Below are 18,880 nucleotides of genomic sequence, written 5' to 3'. Positions count from 1 at the left end.
GAGAGGACGCGCTTGCGGACCACTGGTCCGCGCGTCATCGAACGCCAGCAGGCTGTGCCTGCTGGCCGGGACGGTTGGGATGGGGGCAGCCGATCGCCGCGTCGCTGATAGCCCCTTCCCCCGCTCCGCGGGGGAAGGTTGGGATGGGGGCCGACGGTCGCGTCGCGCCCAACCCACGCGAGCTTTGATTGTTCGCCTCTGCACAACATCAAATGCAAAAGAGTGGACAGGCCAGTTCCAATGCTTGACCAGCTTCGCTGTTGAAAAGCGCCTCGCCTGGCGGCGGGTTACTTTCTTTGCTCGCACACGCACGAAGTGCGAACGGCGAAGCCGGCCCCGTAGGGGTGAGCGCCCAAGGCGCTCATCAAGAAAGGTAACCAAAGAAAGTGCGGGGAGGTCCACTTCTAACCGGCCGCATCGTTGACGCCGGGATTTTCCGACGCGCCATCCATGGCGCGGCGGAAAACGTCCGGCATCCATGCCGGCCGCCCTCCGGGTCTACGTTTGAAGCGGGATGTTGGTATGCGTGAAAACCACTGCAACCGCAACTGCAACAGCCACGACGCATAGGGCGGGTCTTGACCCGCCGGTACGCATCCTGGTTGGCGACCAGGTGGCGGGTCAAGACCCGCCCTATGTTGGTGGAAACGCGGTCGGGCGTCGGGCGCTCAAAGCGTCTTCAAATACTCCACCAGATCATCCCGCTGGGCCTGCGTCAGATGCAGCCCGCGCACCGTGTCGTAATGCGCCACCACCTCCGCCAGCGTCGCCGCGCTGCCGTCGTGGAAATACGGCGGGTGCTGCCATAGGCCGCGCAACGGCGTGGTGCGGTATGCCTTGTTCACCGTGCGCGCGGCGTACGCGCCGTCCATGCCGGTTTCGGTCGGCGCGTGCAGCTTGCCGCCGTTGTTGTCCGAGCCGCTGGCGCCCACATGGCAGCCCATGCAGTGCTGGCCGAACACCGCGCGGCCGCGGGTCGCCGCGATCTTGTCGAAGCTGCCGGCCGGCGGCGCCGGCGCGCGCAGGCTGAGCTGGTAGGCGCGCAGCGCGGGCAACTTCGGCGTGACCAGGTCGGGGGTATGGGTGACGTTGATGCCCAGGCGCGGGTCGGCGAAGTTGCCCTGGCCGCCCATCTGGGTCACCGCGACATACGCGTTCCAGTACGAGATCGGCGCGTCACCGGTGTAGGTCTCGTTCCTGATGTGTTTCAGCCCGTAGGCGGGTGGCAGCACGAGCGGCGTGTTCAAGCCATCGATGTTGTAGCGCGGGTCGTATTTGCCCGGGCCCCAGCCGTTGTAGACGGCCTTCTTGGCCGGCGGCAGCGCCGGCGACAGCGCGATGATGCGGCCGACGTCGAGGTCGCGGTTGGGCCAGCCGTCCTTGCGATGTCCGATGCCGGGCATGACTGAGTCGTCGACGGTGGAATGGCACAGCGCGCAAGTGACGCCGAGTTTGGTGATGTGGTTGCCCGCATCGACGGTGGCCTGCAGGCCGACGACGGCATTCAACTTCAGCAGCGCGACGGTGGTTGCCGGGCTGGTGAGATCGACGGTGCCGAGGATGCCCGGCGGCAGGGCGTCGGCGTCGACTTTCAGGCCGACGGCGAGCGCGGTGGTGGGATCGACCGCGGTCTCGACCACCTGGTGCATCTGCAGCTGGTCGGTCCACAGCTGTTCGTCGCCGAAGGTGTCGAAGCGGAAGATGCGCTGGCCCTCGGCGATCATCGCCGGCGACAGCGCCTGGCCGGACGCCGCCGGGCCGGGCGCGGCGGGGGCCTGGGCGCAGCCCGATGCGAATGTCGACAGCCACGCGCAGGAGAGAACGGCGAGCGGGGTGCGGGGCATGGTGGTTCTCCTTTGCCGGGATGCACCGGACGCTACGCCGGGGCGGAATCGCCGGCGAGATGGCATGTGCAAAGGCTGTGGGGTGCGGAGCGGACGATGTGGCTGGACAGTGCCTGGCCCCTTCCCCCGCTTCGGATCAGCCCCTTCCCCCGCTTCGGATCAGCCCCTTCCCCCGCTTCGGATCAGCCCCTTCCCCCGCTTCGGATCAGCCCCTTCCCCCGCTTGCGGGGGAAGGTTGGGATGGGGGCCGCAGATCGCCGCGAACCAGACCAAAGCTCTTCCTGAAAGCCTCGCTCAACCCAAACGCAAAGCCCCCTTGCTTCCTAAGATTCGCCGCGACCTGTCCCCAACCCCAACCCTCCCCCGCGAAGCGGGGGAGGGGGCTGATCACCGCGACCGGGCCCCACGCGGGGGCCACTGCGCCGCGACCTGTCCCCCGCGCGGTGGAAACAGAAAGATCCACCGTCGCGCTTTACACATATCTAGCTTGTCCATACCCTCAATCCCTGTCCGAATCCCCCTGTCGCGGTGTGCGACCGAACAGGAGCGGAACCCATGAAGTACCTGACCTTTCTGCTGATCTCGGGCCTGCTGGTCCCGCCGGGCGTGCAGGCGCACGACGCTGCGCACGGCGCGCCGGCCGCGACCGCAGCCACGCCCGCGCCCAAGTTGCAGGCCACGCTGCGCACGCTCTGGCACGGGCACGTCGACAGAACGCGCCAATACGCGCTGGCCGTCCACGCCAACGACGCCAGGCGCAGTGAAGCGGCGGCGAGCGCCGTCGTCGCCAACGCCAGGCAGCTGGCGGACGCCGTCGGCAGCTTCTACGGCGCGCCGGCCGGCGAGCGCATGCTGGCGCTGCTGGCCGGCCACTGGGGCGCGGTGAAGGCGATGACCGATGCCGGGCACGGTGGCAATCGCGCCGCAGGCGAAGCGGCGATGGCGACGCTGACGCAGAACGCCGGCGAGATCGCCGTGTTCCTGTCCAGCGCCAATCCCTACCTGCCGCAGGATGCGGTGCGCGGCCTGCTGCTCGCGCACGGTGCGCACCACGCCGCGCAGATCGAGCAGCTCATGCGCGGCGACCGTGCCGCCGAGGCGAAGACCTGGGCGGCGATGCAGGCGCACATGGACGTGATCGCCGACGCGATGGCCGGCGCACTGGCCAAGCAGTTTCCGGGCAAGGTGAGCTGAGCGGGGACACATGGCCGACCTGCGTCAACTGGGCACCACGCAACAGGCGCTGCTGCGGCACATGCTGCAGCAGCCCGACGGCATCGGCGTGGAGGCGCTGTGCGAACGCCTGCGCATCAGCCACAACGCCGTGCGCCAGCACCTCACCGCGCTGATCTCCAAGGGCTGCGTGGAACGCATCGCGCCGCGCCCCACCGGCGGCCGGCCCGAAGCGCGCTACCGCCTCACCGCGGCCGCGCACGAACTGTTCCCGCGCAACTACGCGCAGATCGCCGGCGCGCTGATGCAGGGCGTGATCGACAGGCTCGGCGAGGACGATGCGCGCGAGATGCTGGTCAGCCTCGGCCAGGGCCTGGGCCACGCCGAACCGGCGCCCGATCCGGACGCCCCGCCCGACGCCATCGCCAGCGCCCTGGCGGCCCGCCTCGACGAACTGGGCTACGAAGCCATCGCCACCGAACGCGGCGGCGAGGCACAGGTCGAAGCCTACAACTGCGTCTTCCACGCCCTCGCACGCGAGCATCCCGACGTGTGCCGATTCGACATCGCCTTCATGGAGGCAGCGTCGGCGCGCCGCATCCACCACATGGAATGCATGGTGCGCGGCGGCAATGTGTGCCGCTTCCGCATTGGGGCGCGGAAGGAGCGGCCGGCGGGGTGAACAGCCCCTTCCCCCGCTTCGCGGGGGTTGAGAGGACGCGCTTGCGGACCACTGGCCCGCGCGTCATCGAACGCCGGCAGGCTGTGCCTGCTGGCCGGGACGGTTGGGATGGGGGCCGCCGATCGCCGCGAATCCGCCCCTTCCCCCGCTTGCGGGGGAAGGTTGGGATGGGGGCCGCCGATCGCGGCGAATGCGCCCCTTCCCCCGCTTCGCGGGGGAAGGTTGGGATGGGGCCGACGATCGCGGCGAACCCTTGGCCGCACTCGCCAAACCGCCCCGTTATTCCTTCGTCACCCCGACGCAGGAGCCCGCCATGAACGACTTGTCCCCCGCACGGCTGATGGAGGTGGGCATGGGCTTCTGGCCGGCGAAGACGCTGCTGTCGGCGGTGGAGCTGGAACTGTTCACCCATCTGGGGGCAGGGCCGATGACGGGTGCGCAGCTGCAGGCGGCGGCGGGGCTGCATGCGCGGGCCAACCCGGATTTCTTCGATGCGCTGCTCGCGCTGGGCTTCCTGGAGCGCGACGGCAACGGCCCGGCGGCGCGCTATCGCAACACGCCCGAGACGGCGGCGTTCCTCGACCGTAATCGGGCGGGGTATATCGGCGGCTTCCTGGAGATGGCCAATGCGCGGCTGTATCCGTTCTGGGGTGATCTCACCGAGGCGCTGCGCACCGGGAAGCCGCAGAACGAGATCAAGCGCACCGGCGCGTCGATGTTCGCCGAGCTCTATCGCGACCCGGCGCGGCTGGAGCAGTTCATGCGCGCGATGAGCGGGATCTCCGCCGGTAACTTCCGCGCGTTCGCCGAGGCGTTCGACTTCTCGCGCTACACCACGCTGTGCGACGTCGGCGGGGCGACGGGGCAGCTGTCGATGTTCGTGGCGCGCCGCCATCCGCACATGCGCTGCATATCGGCGGACCTGCCCGAGGTCACCGCGATCGCCGCGCGCGAGATCGCCGCGGCGGGACTGTCGGACCGGGTCACCGTGCAGTCGATCGATTTCCTGCGCGACCCGCTGCCGCGCGCGGACGTGATCACGATGGGGATGATCCTGCACGACTGGAACCTGGAGACGAAGCGGCACCTGGTGCGCGCGGCGTTCGAGGCGCTGCCGCCCGGCGGTGCGTTCGTGGTGGTGGAGAACCTGATCGATGACGCGCGCCGGGAGAATGCGTTCGGGCTGCTGATGTCGCTGAACATGCTGATCGAGTTCGGCGACGCATTCGATTTCACCGGCAGCGACTTCGCGGGCTGGTGCCGGGAGGCGGGGTTCAGTCGCACCGAGGTGATCGGCTTGGGTGGGCCGGCGAGTGCGGGGGTGGCGTACAAGTAGCCTCGCCCCTTCCCCCGCTGCGGATCAGCCCCTTCCCCCGCTCCGCGGGGGAAGGTTGGGATGGGGGCGGACGATCGCCGCGAATCAGTGACGTAGGCTGGGTTGGCTCTTTCAACCCAGCCTCGCGTCCAACCTGATCGCCGCGAGGCGCTGGGTTGGTGAGGCCAACCCAGCCTACGTGGCTGCGCCCCGCCCCGGCCAGCAGGCACAGCCTGCTGGCGTTCGGTGACGCGCGGACCCGTGGTCCGCAAGCGCGTCCTCTCACCCCCCGCGGAGCGGGGAAGGGGGTAAATGCGTTCGCCGCGACTTGGCCCCCACCCCAGCCCTCCGCCGCGAGCGGGGGAGGGAGTAGTCGCAACTACATCGCCTGCCGCACTTCCACCGGCAACCCCAGCTTCTCCAGCTGCGGCTTCACCGAGGCCGCGTCGCCGACCACCACCCAGACGAAGTCGCCGTCGTCGATGATGCGGCGGGCGGCGTCGTCCATGGCCTGGGTCGACAGCGCCTGGTAGCGCGGGCCGAGGGTTTCCCAGTAGTCGTCGGGGCGTTCGAACAGGACGTTGGTGCGCAGTGCGTTGAGCACGTTGGCCGAAGTCTCGAAGCCGCCGGGCAGCGAGCGCACGTTGCCGTTGATGGTGCGTTCCTGTTCGGCGGCGGTGACGCCCTGGTCGCTGAGGAAGTGGCGGTACTGGTCGATCAGCACCTGGATCGATTCGCCGGTGCGGTTGGCCTGCACGGGGGCGCTGATGATGTACGGCGAGCGCTGCTGCGCCAGGGTGATGCGGCCGTTAAGGCCGTACGACCAACCGCGGGTCTCGCGGATGTCCTGGTTGATGCGCGACAGGAAGCCGTTGCCGATCACTTCGTTGGCGGCGTTGAAGGCGACCAGGTCGTCCCGGCCGGAGACCGGCAGCACGGCCGCGCCGAGGATCAGCGACTGCGGGGACTGCGGGCGGTCGATCAGCACGATGCGCGGGGTCGGCGCGGGCAGGGCATCGGGGAAGACCTTCTGGCCCTTCGGCGTGGCCGGTGCGGCCCACGCGCCGAACTGCGCGTCCAGCAGCGGCTGCAGTTCGGCCAGCGGGCGGTCGGAGACGACGAACACGCGCGCGTTGTCGGGGCGCAGCCAGCGCTGGTGGAAGGCCGTGAGGTCATCGCGCGTGAGCGTCTTCACCGCGGCGGGGTCGCCCAGGCCGGAGAACGGACGGCCGTAGGGATGCGCGGCGCCGTACAGGATGCCCGGCAGCGCGCGGCCGCCGATGCCGTTGGGCGAGGTCTTCTCCTGGTCGATGTTGGCCAGCTGCTGCGCGCGCATGCGTTCCAGGTCTTCGGCGCGGAAGGCCGGGTTGCGCACGACGTCGGCCAGCAGTTCCAGGCCCGGGGCCAGGTTCGGGCTGACCACGCCCAGCATCACCGCGGTGCGGTCCAGGCCGGCGTTGGTGGCCAGGGTGGCGCCCAGGCGTTCGTTCTCCTCCGCGATCTGCACCGCGTTGCGCGAGGCCGTGCCCTGGTCGAGCAGCGACAGCACCAGCTTCTGCGTGCCCAGCGCGTCGCCCGGATCGGCCGCGACGCCGGCGTCGAATTCCACCGCCACCTGCGTCATCGGCACCGCGCCGGAGCGCGCGTACACCACTTCGATGCCATTGCGCAGGTGCGCGCGTTCGACGGTGGGGAAGTCCAGCGCCTTCATCACGCCCACGCCGGGCATGGGCGCGCGCGGCGCGATCGCCAGCGGCGCGGGCGGCTTGGGCGCGGGCCGCGTCGCGGCGGCTTCGGCGTAGGGTTCGCGTTCGCCGGGGGCGACGGTGATGGCGAGTACCGGACGGCTCAGCCACTGCGCCATCGCCTTGCGCACGGAGGCCGGCGTCGCCTCGCCGTAGGCGGCCAGTTCGCGGCGGTAGTACGACGGGTCGCCCGCGTACAGCTGGCCCTCGGCCAGCACCACGGCCTTGCCGGTGAAGCCGCCCACCGGCTCCAGCGCGCGGATGCGCTCGGCCATGCGCGTGGCGGTCACGCGCGCGACTTCGTCCTGCGTCGGGCCCTGCGCGATGAAGTCGTTGACCAGCGCGTCGAGCCTGGCCGACACCGCGGCGACGTCCTGCCCCGGCTTCACGTCGACGGACAGTTCGAACATGCCCAGGCGATGGAAGGGCTGGTAGCTGGCGGTGGCCGCCACCGCGCTCTCGTCGCCGCGCACCAGCGCGTTGTCCAGGCGCGAGCTGGCCAGGCCGCCGAGCACGGTGGCCGCGATGTCGAGGTCGGCGGCGGTCGCGTCGAGCAGGCCGGGCACGATCCAGGTGCGATACAGGCGCGTGTTGGCCACGCGGTCGTGCAGGGTCTTGTCCACGCGCGCCGGCAGCGTGGGTACGTCGGCGGGCGCCGGTTCGTTGACCGCGCCGCGCGCGATGTCGCCGAAGTACTTCTGCACCAGGGTCTTGGCGGTGGCGACGTCGACATCGCCGGCCAGCACCAGCACCGCGTTGTTCGGGCCGTAGTTGTCGCGATGCCACTGGCGCAGGTCCTCGAGGCTGGCGCTGTCGAGGTCGGCCATCGAGCCGATGGTGGAGTGGTGGTAGGGATGTCCCGGCGGGAACAGCGTCTCCAGCTGCGCGTACTCGACCAGGCCGTAGGGCTGGTTGTCGCCCTGGCGCTTCTCGTTCTGCACCACGCCGCGCTGGTTGTCGAGCCGCTCCTGGTTGAGCGCGCCGAGCAGGTGGCCCATGCGGTCGCTCTCCATGTACAGCGCCTGCTCGAGCGCGGCGGTCGGCACGGTCTGGAAGAAGTTGGTGCGGTCGAACCAGGTGGTGCCGTTCCAGTCGGTGGCGCCGATCGCGCGCAGCGGCTGCATCAGGCCGCCGGGAAGGTTCTCGGTCGGATTGAACAGGCCGATGTGTTCGAACAGGTGCGCAAAACCGGTCTTGCCCTGCGGTTCGTCCTTGGAGCCGACGTTGTACCAGGCCTGCACCGCCACCACCGGCGCCTTGCGGTCGGTATGCACGACCACGCGCAGGCCGTTGTCGAGGGTGAATGATTCAGAGGGAATGTCGACGCTGCGCGCCAGTTCGGCGGCGGGCACGGGCTTGGCGGGAGCGTGCTTGGCAGGCGCGCCGGCGAAGGCCGCAGGCGACAGGGCGAGGCAGACGGCAACGAACAGGGCGGCGCGACGCATACGGCACTCCGGTGCTGGGATCGCAGGAACATAGGGAATATGGCTGGGGGGCAGGAGTGCCAAAGGAAAGGGGGGGCGCCGTGCCGCCTGGGTGCGCTTCGCTTGCCCGGGCTACGGTCCTTGCTCTCACGCAAGCCAACACGTCACGCCAACCGTAGACCCGGAGGGCGTCCGGCATGGATGCCGGACGTTTTCCGCCGCGCCATGGATGGCGCGTCGGAAAATCCCGGCGTCAACGATGCGGCCGGTTAGAAGTGGACCTCCCCGCACTTTCTTTGGTTACCTTTCTTTGTGCGAGCAAAGAAAGTAACCCGCCGCAAGGCGGAAGCCTTGGAACTGGCCTGTCCACTCTTCTGCATTTGATCTTGAGCAGCGGGCACGCGGCGCGGGTTGAGGGCGCGGCGATCTTCGGCCCCCATCCCAACCTTCCCCCGCAGAGCGGGGGAAGGAGCTGATGCGCGAGCGGGGAAGCTACGCAGCCCCTCATCTGTGCGGAGAGCCCCGGGTGCGCTTCGCTTACCCGGGCTACGCTGCTGCACGCAGCGCGTTCGCTGCCCGGGCTGGTCTGCGCTCCCCCAGGCGCGGCATCATGCCGCCATGACCCTGATCCTCCACATCGGCGCCGGCAAGTGCGGTTCCAGCGCCATCCAGGCCGCGCTGACGCAGCGTCCGCGCTTTCAGCGCCGTGATGGTTCGACCGTCGAATACATCGCCATCGATCGCCAGGGCCAGTTGGTCCGCGGCGAGCGCCTGCGCGAGAGCGCGGGGATCGCGGGCTACCGGACGTCGCCGCCGGCCCGGCCGATGCGGGACATGGACCTGGCCGCGCTCGCCGGCGCGCTGCAGGACGTGGGGCACGACGTGGTGCTGTCGGAGGAAGCGTGGATCTACCAGGCCGAGCACTGGGCCGACATCCTCCAGCGCACCGGCATGGACGCCGAGGTGTTCGCCTATGTCAGGCCGCAGGTGCCGCTGCTGAATTCGGCGTGGTGGCAATGGGGCGCGTGGAAGGACAAGCCCTTCGACGAATGGATGGCGACCCGGCTGCGGCGCAGCCTGTGGGGCGCGCGCATGCAGGAGTGGCGGTCGGTGCCCGGCGTGTGGTCGGTCAACGTACGCCTGCTGCCCGACGACGTGGTGGCCGACATGTACAGCCACGTCCTGGACGTGGAACCGCCGGAGGAGACGGCCTTCGTCAACGCCAGCCTGCCCGGGGACGTGCTGCGCCTGTTCCAGCGCAATCGCGAGCTGCGGCCCCATGCCCACGCGGGCCGGATCGATTTCGTGCTGTCGAAACTGAAACTCGCGGGCACGACGCCGTGGGTGCTCTCGCCCGAATGGATCGCGCGGATCCTCTCGGAGACGCAACTGGACAACGAGGTCCTGCTGTCGATGCTCGACGAAGCGTCGGCGGCGCGCATGCGCGCGGATCCCCGCTGGTGGGATGCGGCGGCGTTCCAGGACAAGGTCGCCGAACCGCCCACGCCGGTGCCGCTCGATCCGGAGGCGCTGGAGAAGCTGTGCGTTGAACTGGTCAAGGCGCTCGGGGCCCCGCCGGCCACTTGAGCGGCGGTGCATCCCGAGCGTGGCGCGGCGCGCTGCGCACGCGCGGATGCGACGCGCTGATCCCACGTTCCAACATGACGCCTCACCTCACCCACGCTGCCTGCCCAAGGAACCACCGCATGCCCGTCCCCTTCCGCCACCTCGCGCTGCTCGCCCTGGCGCTCGCCACGACCGCCTGCGAGGGCAGGCCAGGCGACCGCGAAGTCGCCCAGGCCCGGCCCATGCTCGATGCGGTGGCCTGCCACGACGACGAACAGCTGATGCTGATCGGGGATCTGCTGCAGCAGGCGAAGGTCGCGGCCGAAACGGCGTCGACCGTGAACACCGCGGCACATGTGGAGACCGCGCGGCTGCATCTCATCCGCGGCAGCGCCTGCACGATGACCGCGGACGAGCAGCACCTGCGCATGGCCGAGTCGGAGCTGAAGATCGCGCTGGAGGAAGACCCGGCGCAGGTGGACGCGCTCATCCAGCTCGGCCGCGTGCACACCCAGCAGGGGCGCTACGACGAGGCGGCCGCGGCGCTCGACCGCGCCGGGAAGGCGGGAGCCACCGACGCGCAGCTGCACGTGCACCGCGCGCTGCTGCAGATCGAGCGCCGCGACTGGCAGGGCGCGCAGGCCAGCCTCGAACGCGTGCCGCCCTGCAAGCCGGGCCAGCAGGAGCTGCGCGTGTGCGGCGGCAAGCTGGCCGTCGCGGCGCGGATCAATCTGTACACCGGCATGGGCGATCGCGCCGGCACCCTGCGCGCATATCGCGAATCGATCGCGGCTTTCCCCGAATCGGCCTTCATGCACGGCAACTACGCGCAGTACCTGTTGCGCGAGGCGGGCGACATCGACGCGGCGCTCGACATGGTGGGCCGCGCGATGGCCCTGCGCGGCAACCGCCAGATGGAGCTGACGCGGATCATGGCCCTGTACGCCCGCTGGGCGCAGCGGCTGGAGCAGGACCCTGCCGCGGCGCCGCAGGCCCGTCGCGAGGCGGAAGTGGCGGGCAGTCCCGAGGAAGTGATGGCGGCCGCGGGTTGCACCGTCGGCGGCAATCAGGCCCTGCAACGCATGCTGCTGGCCTTCCTGCGCTCGGGCCTGTCGATCGATACGCCCGGCCCGAAGGGCAACACCGCGCTGATGACCGCCGCCGCCTGCGGCGAACCGGACGACATCCGCTGGCTCCTGGCCCAGGGCGCCTCCACGAGCGCGCGCAACGCCTACGACGCCAACGCGCTGATACTGGCCGCCAGCGAGAACAGGCCTGGCAACGTGCAGGCTCTGCTGGGCAAGGGCGAGCTCGAGGCCGCCGCCGCCGGCGAGGCGCTGCACGTGGCGGCATCGAGGAACCACACCGCGGCGGCAAGGGTGCTCATCCAGGGCGGCGCGGACGTCAACCACGCCGACGAGCGCGGGTTCACCTCGCTGATGGCCGCGGCCCAGTACGACAACGCCGAGCTCGCCCGCGCGCTGCTGGACGCGGGTGCGGACGCCGACGCCCGCTCCGGGGAAAAGCAGTGGACTGCGCTGATGATGGCGCAGGGCAACGGGCACGATGCGGTCGCGCAGGTGCTGAGGGAGCATGAGGCGCGCTGAGCTTTGGCGCCTTCGCCTGTGGGGTCAACGATCGCCGCGAATCAGCCCCTTCCCCCGCTGCGCGGGGGAAGGTTGGGATGGGGGCCGACGATCGCCGCGAATCAGCCCCTTCCCCCGCTCCGCGGGGGAAGGTTGGGATGGGGGCCAACGATCGCTGCGCATCAGCCCCTTCCCCCGCTTGCGGGGGAAGGTTGGGATGGGGGCCGACGATCGCGGCGCCCTCAACCTACGCCGCACACCCTGCCTCTCAAGATCAAATGCAAAAGAGTGGACACGCCAGTTCAAATGCTTGACCAGCTTCGCTGTTGAAAATCGCCTCGCCTGGCGGCGGGTTACTTTCTTTGCTCGCACACGCACGAAGTGCGAACGGCGAAGCCGGCCCCGAAGGGGTGAGCGCCAAAGGCGCTCATCAAGAAGGTAACCAATGAAAGTGCGGGTGAGTCCAACTCTAACCGGCCGCATCATTGTCGCCGGCGACGCGCCATCCATGGCGCGGCGGTAAACGCCCGGCATCCATGCCGGCCGCCCTCCGGGTCTACGGTTGGCGCAACGTGCTGGCTTGCGTGACAGCAACAGCAAAGCGAAGCCGAGCAAGCGCACGGTGATGCTGACTACGGCGACCCGTACTACGGCGCAGCCGCCTGCGCCGTCCCGGCCAGGTCCTGCAGGATGGGGCATTCCGGGCGGTCGTCGCCGTGGCAGTGGCGGGCGAGGTTCTCCAGCGTGTGCTGCATCGCCTGCATCTGCGCGATGCGCTGGCCGAGTTCGGCGGCGTGTGCCTGGGCCAGGGCCTTCACTTCGGCGCTGGCGCGCTGGCGGTCGTTCCACAGGTTCAGCAGCACTTCGATCTGCTTCATCGAAAAGCCGAGCACGCGCGCGCGCTTGATGAAGCGCAGCCGGTGCAGGTCGCTGTCGGCGTACAGACGGTAGCCCGCGAAGGTGCGCTGCGCCGGTGGGATCAGGCCGCTGCGTTCGTAGTGGCGGATCATCTTCGCGCTGACCCCGGTGTCGTCGGCGGCCTCGCCTATGTTGTGGAAACCCTGCTGGCGCGCTTGGGCCAGTTCAGGACGCAGGGAGGGCTTGGCCATGGGGAAACTCCGCGGACAGTGCGTGGCGGAATCGCGACGCTGATCGGCATGGAGGGTGAAGCCTGCCCTCGTGGGAAGGTCAAGGCATCGCCCGGTCGTCATGGGGCGGTTGACCTTGCCATGGGGGCAAGCCCCAGTGTGCGCGTCGCGGCAATCGGCCGCATCCCTTCGGAGTATTCCCATGCGCAAGTTCCTGTTCCCCACCGGTTCCCAGGCCGCCACCGCGACCCCGTGCGGCTGCTGCAAGTGCGTCGAGTGTCGCTGCGTCGACTGCCGGTGCTGCAAGTGCGGCGGTGGCGGCTGCGGTTGTGGTGGTACGGGCTCCAGCCTCTGACGTACCGCGGGCACGCCCCGGTTTCCGGGGCGTCGCCACGCACGACGCGCTGTGCGCGCCGGTTCATTTGCCTGTCTGCGAGGGACGGCGGCCCGTCGCCGTTTGCGAGATCCACGTGGTTGGTTTCGACGGACGCTTTCACCCCGCAGGGATCGGTGCCGTCCTAGCGTCATGGGGTTGTGCCATTCGCATCCCGCCGGTGGCTCATCCGCGCGGGTCCCGACAGGAGGAGGATCCCATGGTCCAGAAGACACAATCCCGTGGCGTGGAACAGCACGCGTTCGTCAAGGGTTTCCACGGTGTGCGTTACCAGGTGCGGGACATCGCGCGCGCGGTCGAGTTCTACACGCAGCGCCTGGGTTTCACGCTGGAGCATCAGCAGCCGCCCGCGTTCGCCAGCGTCGTGCTGGGCGGCGAACACGTCCTGCTCAGCGGACCGGAGGCATCGGGCTCGCGGCCGATGCCGGACGGGCAGCAACAGGAGCCGGGCGGGTGGAACCGGGTGGTGCTCGAGGTCGAGGACCTGCCCGGGTTCATCGCCCAGTTGAAGCAGGCGGGCTGCATTTCCGCAACGAGATGGAGTCGGGCCCGGCCGGCCGGCAGGTGCAGATCGAGGATCCGGACGGCAATCCGATCGAGCTGTTCGAGCCGCGCCAGACGGAACAAAAACCGGCGAGGGCTTCGAACGCGCCGCCGCGCGCTGCGGATGGAAAACACTAGGAATTGAAGCAGGGTAGCCCGGGTGTGCTTCGCTGCCCGGGCTAGGGACCTGTTGCGGCTGCTGTTGCTGCCACGCAGGCCAAGATCCCGCTTCAAACGTAGACCCGGAGGGCGGCCGGCATGGATGCCCACTCTTTCGCACTTGATCCTGTGCAGCGGTGAAGCAGCGCCCGGCGTGGGTTGAGCGACGGGGCGATCGGCTGCCCCCATCCCAACCTTCCCCCGCGGAGCGGGGGAAGGGGCTCATCCGAGCGGGGGAAGGGGTTGATTCGCGGCGATCGTCGGCCCCCATCCCAACCGTCCCGGCCAGCAGGCACAGCCTGCTGGCGTTCGATGACGCGCGGACCAGTGGTCCGCAAACGCGTCCTCTCACCCCCCGCGGAGCGGGGGAAGGGGCTCATGCGAAGCGGGGAAGGGGCTGATTCGCGGCGACCGGCAGATCCCTTTATCGCAAAACGAACAATCTCCCGCGCACACTGGCGCGCGGGAGGAACGCCATGGCCGCCAACCGCTTCCACGACATCCTCGGTACGGTTGGACGCACGCCGATCGTGCGCATCAACAAGCTGGCGCCGGCGCGCGTCAACGTGTTCGCCAAGGTGGAGGCTTTCAATCCGATGGGGTCGGTCAAGGACCGGCTCGCGCTCGGGGTGATCGAGGACGCCGAACGTCGCGGGGCGCTCAAGCCCGGGCAGACGGTGATCGAGGCGACCAGCGGCAACACCGGGATCGGGCTGGCCATGGTGTGCGCGGTGAAGGGCTTCCCGCTGGTGGTGACGATGGCGGAGAACTTCAGCGTCGAGCGGCGGCGGATGATGCGCTTCCTTGGCGCGAAGGTCGTGCTCACGCCGGCCGCGCTGAAGGGCAGCGGCATGCTCGCCAAGGCGGTGGAGCTGGCGCAGGCGCACGGCTGGTTCCTGTGTCGCCAGTTCGAGAACGAGGCCAACGCCGACATGCACACGCGCACCACGGCGCCGGAGATCCTGGCGGCGTTCGAGGGCGAGCGGCTGGACTATTTCGTCACCGGCTACGGCACCGGCGGGACGCTCAAGGGCGTGGCGCGCGTGCTGCGGCAGGCGCGGCCGGATACGCGCATCGTCGTGTGCGAACCGGACAACTCGCCCATCCTCGGCAGCGGGCTGCCGCAACCGCGCGCGGCCGACGGCACGCCGGGCGAGAGCCATCCGGCCTTCCGCCCGCACCTGATGCAGGGCTGGTCGCCCGACTTCATTCCCAAGCTCACCCAGGACGCAATAACCGCGCACTGGATCGACCGCGTGCTGCCGATCAACGGCGCCGATGCGGTCCGGCGGGCGAAGGAGCTGGCGCAGCAGGAAGGCATCTTCGCCGGCATCTCGGCGGGTGCGACCCTGGCCGGTGCGCTGCAGATCGCGGAGGAAGCGCCGGACGGCGCCACCATCCTGTGCATGTTGCCCGACACCGGCGAGCGCTACCTGAGCACGCCGCTGTTCGAGGGGATCGGCATCGACATGACGCAGGAGGAACTCGCGATCTCGCGCTCCACGCCCGGCGCGCGTTTCGACGCGGCCGCGCCGCCGCCGCCGGCCGCACCGGCGCAGCAGCCCGTCGCGCCGCCGGTATCGAAAGATGTCGAAGCCTTCGTCGAGGCGTTGCTCGCCGATGCCGCGCAGCCGGTGGTGTTGTTCGCGCTGGAGTGGTGCGAGTTCTGCTGGTCCGTGCGCAAGCTGTTCGCGACACTCGGCGTGCCGTATCGGTCGGTGGACCTGGACTCCACCGAGTACCAGCGCGACGACCGCGGCGGCCAGATCCGCGCGGTGCTCGCCGCGCGCACCGGCAAGCGGACCATCCCGCAGGTCTTCGTCGGCGGGCAGTGGATCGGCGGCTGCACGGAGACGCTCGACCTGGCGAAGGAGGGCCGGCTGCAGGCGATGCTGAAGGCGCAGGGCGTGGCTTGCGATGAGGGCGTGCGCGTGGAGCCGGGAGCGTTGTTGCCGGCGTGGTTGCAGCCGCGGTGAGTTGGCGCCTTCGCTGCTCTGCCAGCAGCCTGGACAGCGCGGCGATCGTTGGCCCCCATCCCAACCTTCCCCCGCGAAGCGGGGGAAGGGGCTGATTCGCGGCGATCGTCGCCCCCTACCCAAACCTCAAAACCGCTCATTGAGCTTCAGCAATCGCGCATCCACCCCGTCCTCCAGCACCCACAGCGTGCCGTCCGGCCCCTGCTCCACTTCGCGGATGCGCCGGCCCATCGGATAGCGCGTGCCTTCGCGGGCGCGGACGCCGTCGAACTCGATGACGATCAGGGCCTGCGAGGCCAGGCCGCCGATGAGGCCGCGGCCGTGGAAGAAGGGGAATCGCAAGCCGGTGTAGATGATGAAGCCCGCGGGTGCGATCACCGGCGTCCACCAGGCTTCGGGTGCGTTGAATTCCGGCCGCGTGGGGTGATCGGGGATGACGGTGCCGTCGTAGTTGTCGCCGTTGGAGACGATCGGCCAGCCGTAGTTCGAGCCGCGCTCGATCAGGTTCAGTTCGTCGCCGCCGCGCGGTCCCATCTCGTCGACCCACAGGCGGCCCTGCGGGTCGAAGGCGATGCCGAGCACGTTGCGATGGCCCAGCGACCAGACCTGGGCGGCGACGCCGCCGCGGGCCACGAAGGGATTGTCGGCGGGGACCGAGCCGTCGTCGTTGAGGCGCAGGATCTTGCCGAGGTTGGTCTGCAGGTCCTGCGCGGGCGTGAAGGTGAAGCGCTCGCCGGAGCTGATCCACAGCTTGCCGCCGCGGTCGAACGCGAGGCGATGGCTGTAGTGGTTGTAGCCGCTGACCTTCGGCACCTGCCGCCAGATCAGGCGCAGGCCGGTCAGGCTGCCGCCGCTGCCGGAGAGCGTCAGCGTGCCGCGCACGACGGCGGCCCCGCGCGTGTCGTTGGCGCCCGCCTCGGCGTAGCTCAGGTAGACCAGATGGTTGCTCGCGTACTGCGGATGCAGCACGACGTCGCCCAGGCCGCCCTGGCCGCCGTACGCGACGGCCGGTACGCCGCCGATGTCGCCGACCTGACGGGTCGCGATGTTCAGCAGCCGCAGCCGGCCGGGTTTCTCGGTCACCAGCAGGCGGCCGTCGGGCAGGAAGGTCATCGCCCAGGGCTCGTGGAAGCGCGCGATCTCGGCGGGCTGGAAGGGCGGGTTGGGCAGCCGCTGGGGCGGCAGCGGGCCGCCGGTCTGGCGGAAGACGACTGCGGTCTGCGTCGAGGCGGCCGGGGCGGACGCGGCGTCGGCCGTGGGCGCGGCGAGCGCCGACGCCGTGCCCGGCTCGACCGTAAGCGTGGCGCGGTTGGCTTTGGCGTCGTCGGTCCCGCCCTCGACGGATCCCGACCGCAGCGACAGGTCGCACGCCGCCAGTACGATCACGCAGGCGAGGGTCCCAAGCAGGCGCGTCATGGCCGCGGGCTCCGGGGGGTGACGGGTCGGTTGTACACCCGTGCCGATGAAGCTGTCATGGCGTGGGCGGATCGCGGTTCATCCGTCGGCTGCCGGGGCCGTGTCGCCGGCCGCGTCGGCGGCCTTGCCGGCCCTGGGCGCTGGAAGCGCCCGGCCGGGTCTTGCGCTGCGCGCCTTCGGGCCCATCTCTGGAGCACGATTCCGGGAGCGTCATTCCGGGAGCACGATTCGGCGAACACGGTTTCACCAGCAAGACCCCCGGCGTCGCCCAGACGCCAGGCCCACCGCACAGGAGCCCCCGATGAGCGACTACCGCAAGACGCCCGAGGCCATTGCCCGGCTCACGCCGGAGCAGTACCGGGTTACCCAGGAAAGCGGAACCGAACGCCCCGGCACCGGGGAATACCTGCAGAACAAGGCGGCGGGCATCTACGTCGACATCGTCTCGGGCGAACCGCTGTTCGCCTCGTCGGCAAAATACGAATCCGGCTGTGGCTGGCCCAGTTTCACCCGGCCGCTGGCCAACGTGCGCGAGCTGCGCGACAGCTCGCACGGCATGCTGCGCACTGAAGTGCGCTCCGTGCATGGCGACAGCCACCTGGGCCACGTCTTCGAAGACGGCCCGGCCGACCGGGGCGGGCTGCGCTACTGCATCAATTCGGCGTCGCTGCGCTTCATCCCTCGCGAGGAGATGGCGGCGGCCGGCTATGGCGACTACCTCGACCAGGTGGAGGACGTGCGATGACGACGGAAACCGCGATCCTCGCCGGCGGCTGCTTCTGGGGCGTGCAGGACCTGCTGCGCGCGAAGGACGGCGTGCTCGCCACGCGCGTGGGCTACAGCGGCGGCGACGTGCGCAACGCCACCTACCGCAACCACGGCACGCACGCCGAGGCGGTGGAGATCGTGTTCGATCCGGCGCGCATCAGCTACCGCGACCTGCTCGAATTCTTCTTCCAGATCCACGACCCCTCCACGCGCAACCGGCAGGGCAACGACCTGGGTACCTCGTACCGGTCGGCGATCTACTACACCACCCCGGAGCAGCAGCGCATCGCGCTGGACACCATCGCCGACGTCGACGCCTCCGGCCTGTGGCCCGGCAAGGCGGTGACCGAAGTGGCGCCCGCGGGCGATTTCTGGGAAGCCGAGCCTGAGCACCAGGATTACCTGCAACGCAATCCCGGTGGCTACACCTGCCACTTCGCGCGCCCAGACTGGAGGCTGCCGCGTCGCGGTGCGGCCTAGCGGCGGAAATGCCCACCCGCGCGCATGCGGCGCGTGGCTGAAGGGTTCATCGAGCGGGCGCGCACCCACGCGGCGTTGACACCCGCGTGCTGAATGCGCGCGGCGGTGCGCGCGCACGTTGGTCAGTCGCACAACACGCCCCATTGACGATGCGGCGAACACCATGGCGCTCCACACCTGGAGACACCCCATGGCTCGCGACATCCTCAAGACCCTCAAGCGTGAGCACGACGTGCTGCGCGCCCTGTTCGACGAAATCAAGGACACCACGGATCGCGCGGTCAAGACGCGTGGCGAGCTGCTCGAGAAGATCGAGGCCAGCCTCATCCCGCACGCCAAGTGGGAAGAGCAGGTGTTCTATCCCGAATTCATGGAGCGCGCGGACCGCGACGGGCTGCAGACGCACGCCGAAGCGCTCGCCGAGCACCACGCGGTTGAGACCTCGGTGATCCCCGACGTGCACGCCGCAGACCCGGGAACGCCCGAGTTCGCCGGCCGGGTGAAGGTGTTCGGCGAGTTCATCGACCACCACGCCAAGGAAGAAGAGAAGACCATGTTCGCCATGGCGCGCAAGATGTTCTCGGCCGAAGAACTGGCCGACCTGGACGAGCGCTACGAGAACTGGAAGGACTCCTCCGCCGCGCAGACGCTGCTGGTGGCGGAGAAGGTCAAGGCCGGCTTGAAGGGCACGGTCAGGTCCATCACCCGGTAAACCCCCGAT

General features: G+C 69.7%; 14 protein-coding genes and 1 pseudogene. 11 read left to right on the top strand and 4 right to left on the bottom strand.

What is annotated here, in order from left to right; genetic code table 11:
- Nucleotides 1-668 precede the first annotated feature (668 nt).
- Complete coding sequence (locus I8J32_RS03045; protein WP_200615265.1) at nt 669-1,844, bottom strand: c-type cytochrome; 1,176 nt, start codon at nt 1,842-1,844, stop codon at nt 669-671.
- Between the two features lie 555 nt (nt 1,845-2,399).
- Here I8J32_RS03045 and I8J32_RS03040 point away from each other — a divergent pair.
- The 3 genes from I8J32_RS03040 (at nt 2,400) to I8J32_RS03030 (ending at nt 5,035) form a co-directional block, all read left to right on the top strand.
- Nucleotides 2,400-3,038 carry a hypothetical protein gene (locus tag I8J32_RS03040; RefSeq protein WP_200615267.1) on the top strand — a complete coding sequence of 213 codons (639 nt, stop codon included), beginning with the start codon at nt 2,400-2,402 and terminating at the stop codon, nt 3,036-3,038.
- Nucleotides 3,039-3,048: 10 nt separating this feature from the next.
- On the top strand, nt 3,049-3,699 hold the full coding sequence (locus tag I8J32_RS03035; protein ID WP_200615268.1) for a helix-turn-helix transcriptional regulator: 651 nt from the start codon (nt 3,049-3,051) through the stop codon (nt 3,697-3,699).
- Between the two features lie 253 nt (nt 3,700-3,952).
- Nucleotides 3,953-5,035 carry a methyltransferase gene (locus tag I8J32_RS03030; protein WP_200615270.1) on the top strand — a complete coding sequence of 361 codons (1,083 nt, stop codon included), beginning with the start codon at nt 3,953-3,955 and terminating at the stop codon, nt 5,033-5,035.
- A 358-nt stretch (nt 5,036-5,393) separates the two neighbouring features.
- On the opposite strand, the gene I8J32_RS03025 is transcribed toward I8J32_RS03030, so the two are convergent.
- Nucleotides 5,394-8,204: a M16 family metallopeptidase gene (locus I8J32_RS03025; RefSeq protein ID WP_200615271.1), complete on the bottom strand. Its 2,811-nt coding sequence runs from the start codon at nt 8,202-8,204 to the stop codon at nt 5,394-5,396.
- A 597-nt stretch (nt 8,205-8,801) separates the two neighbouring features.
- On the opposite strand from I8J32_RS03025, the gene I8J32_RS03020 reads away from it, so the two are divergent.
- The gene (locus I8J32_RS03020) at nt 8,802-9,770 is read left to right on the top strand and encodes a hypothetical protein (RefSeq protein ID WP_200615273.1); all 969 of its coding nucleotides are present in this window, start codon (nt 8,802-8,804) and stop codon (nt 9,768-9,770) included.
- A gap of 119 nt (nt 9,771-9,889) precedes the next feature.
- Entirely contained in the window at nt 9,890-11,356 is a 1,467-nt protein-coding gene (locus I8J32_RS03015; protein ID WP_207526750.1) for an ankyrin repeat domain-containing protein, read from the top strand.
- A 626-nt stretch (nt 11,357-11,982) separates the two neighbouring features.
- On the opposite strand, the gene cueR is transcribed toward I8J32_RS03015, so the two are convergent.
- The gene (gene cueR / locus I8J32_RS03010; RefSeq protein ID WP_200615276.1) at nt 11,983-12,444 is read right to left on the bottom strand and encodes a Cu(I)-responsive transcriptional regulator; all 462 of its coding nucleotides are present in this window, start codon (nt 12,442-12,444) and stop codon (nt 11,983-11,985) included.
- A 572-nt stretch (nt 12,445-13,016) separates the two neighbouring features.
- Here cueR and I8J32_RS03005 point away from each other — a divergent pair.
- The 3 genes and pseudogenes from I8J32_RS03005 (at nt 13,017) to I8J32_RS17485 (ending at nt 15,495) form a co-directional block, all read left to right on the top strand.
- Nucleotides 13,017-13,505, top strand: coding sequence for a VOC family protein (locus I8J32_RS03005; RefSeq protein WP_200615277.1), 489 nt, complete (start codon nt 13,017-13,019; stop codon nt 13,503-13,505).
- Between the two features lie 490 nt (nt 13,506-13,995).
- Nucleotides 13,996-15,009, top strand: a pseudogene (gene cysK / locus I8J32_RS03000) (cysteine synthase A); the annotation flags it as partial.
- Nucleotides 14,989-15,495 carry a glutaredoxin domain-containing protein gene (locus tag I8J32_RS17485; protein WP_245156477.1) on the top strand — a complete coding sequence of 169 codons (507 nt, stop codon included), beginning with the start codon at nt 14,989-14,991 and terminating at the stop codon, nt 15,493-15,495. The pseudogene cysK and the gene I8J32_RS17485, both read left to right, overlap by 21 nt.
- 126 nt (nt 15,496-15,621) lie before the next feature.
- Here I8J32_RS17485 and I8J32_RS02995 read toward each other — a convergent pair whose 3' ends face one another.
- On the bottom strand, nt 15,622-16,911 hold the full coding sequence (locus I8J32_RS02995) for a PQQ-dependent sugar dehydrogenase (RefSeq protein WP_200615279.1): 1,290 nt from the start codon (nt 16,909-16,911) through the stop codon (nt 15,622-15,624).
- A 301-nt stretch (nt 16,912-17,212) separates the two neighbouring features.
- Between I8J32_RS02995 and msrB the strand changes: the two genes are divergently transcribed.
- From msrB to I8J32_RS02980, 3 genes are all read left to right on the top strand, one after another.
- The gene (gene msrB / locus I8J32_RS02990) at nt 17,213-17,656 is read left to right on the top strand and encodes a peptide-methionine (R)-S-oxide reductase MsrB (RefSeq protein ID WP_200615280.1); all 444 of its coding nucleotides are present in this window, start codon (nt 17,213-17,215) and stop codon (nt 17,654-17,656) included.
- Entirely contained in the window at nt 17,653-18,159 is a 507-nt protein-coding gene (msrA, locus tag I8J32_RS02985) for a peptide-methionine (S)-S-oxide reductase MsrA (protein WP_200615281.1), read from the top strand. Before msrB ends, msrA begins: the two co-directional genes overlap by 4 nt.
- Nucleotides 18,160-18,349: 190 nt before the next feature.
- A complete protein-coding gene (locus tag I8J32_RS02980) occupies nt 18,350-18,871 on the top strand; it encodes a hemerythrin domain-containing protein (RefSeq protein ID WP_200615282.1) in 522 nt (173 codons plus the stop codon).
- Nucleotides 18,872-18,880: the final 9 nt, after the last annotated feature.

Source organism: Lysobacter solisilvae, assembly GCF_016613535.2.
Taxonomy (GTDB): Bacteria; Pseudomonadota; Gammaproteobacteria; order Xanthomonadales; family Xanthomonadaceae; genus Agrilutibacter; species Agrilutibacter solisilvae.
Note: the sequence above shows the minus strand (reverse complement) of the source record. Positions and strands in the feature narration are given on the sequence as shown.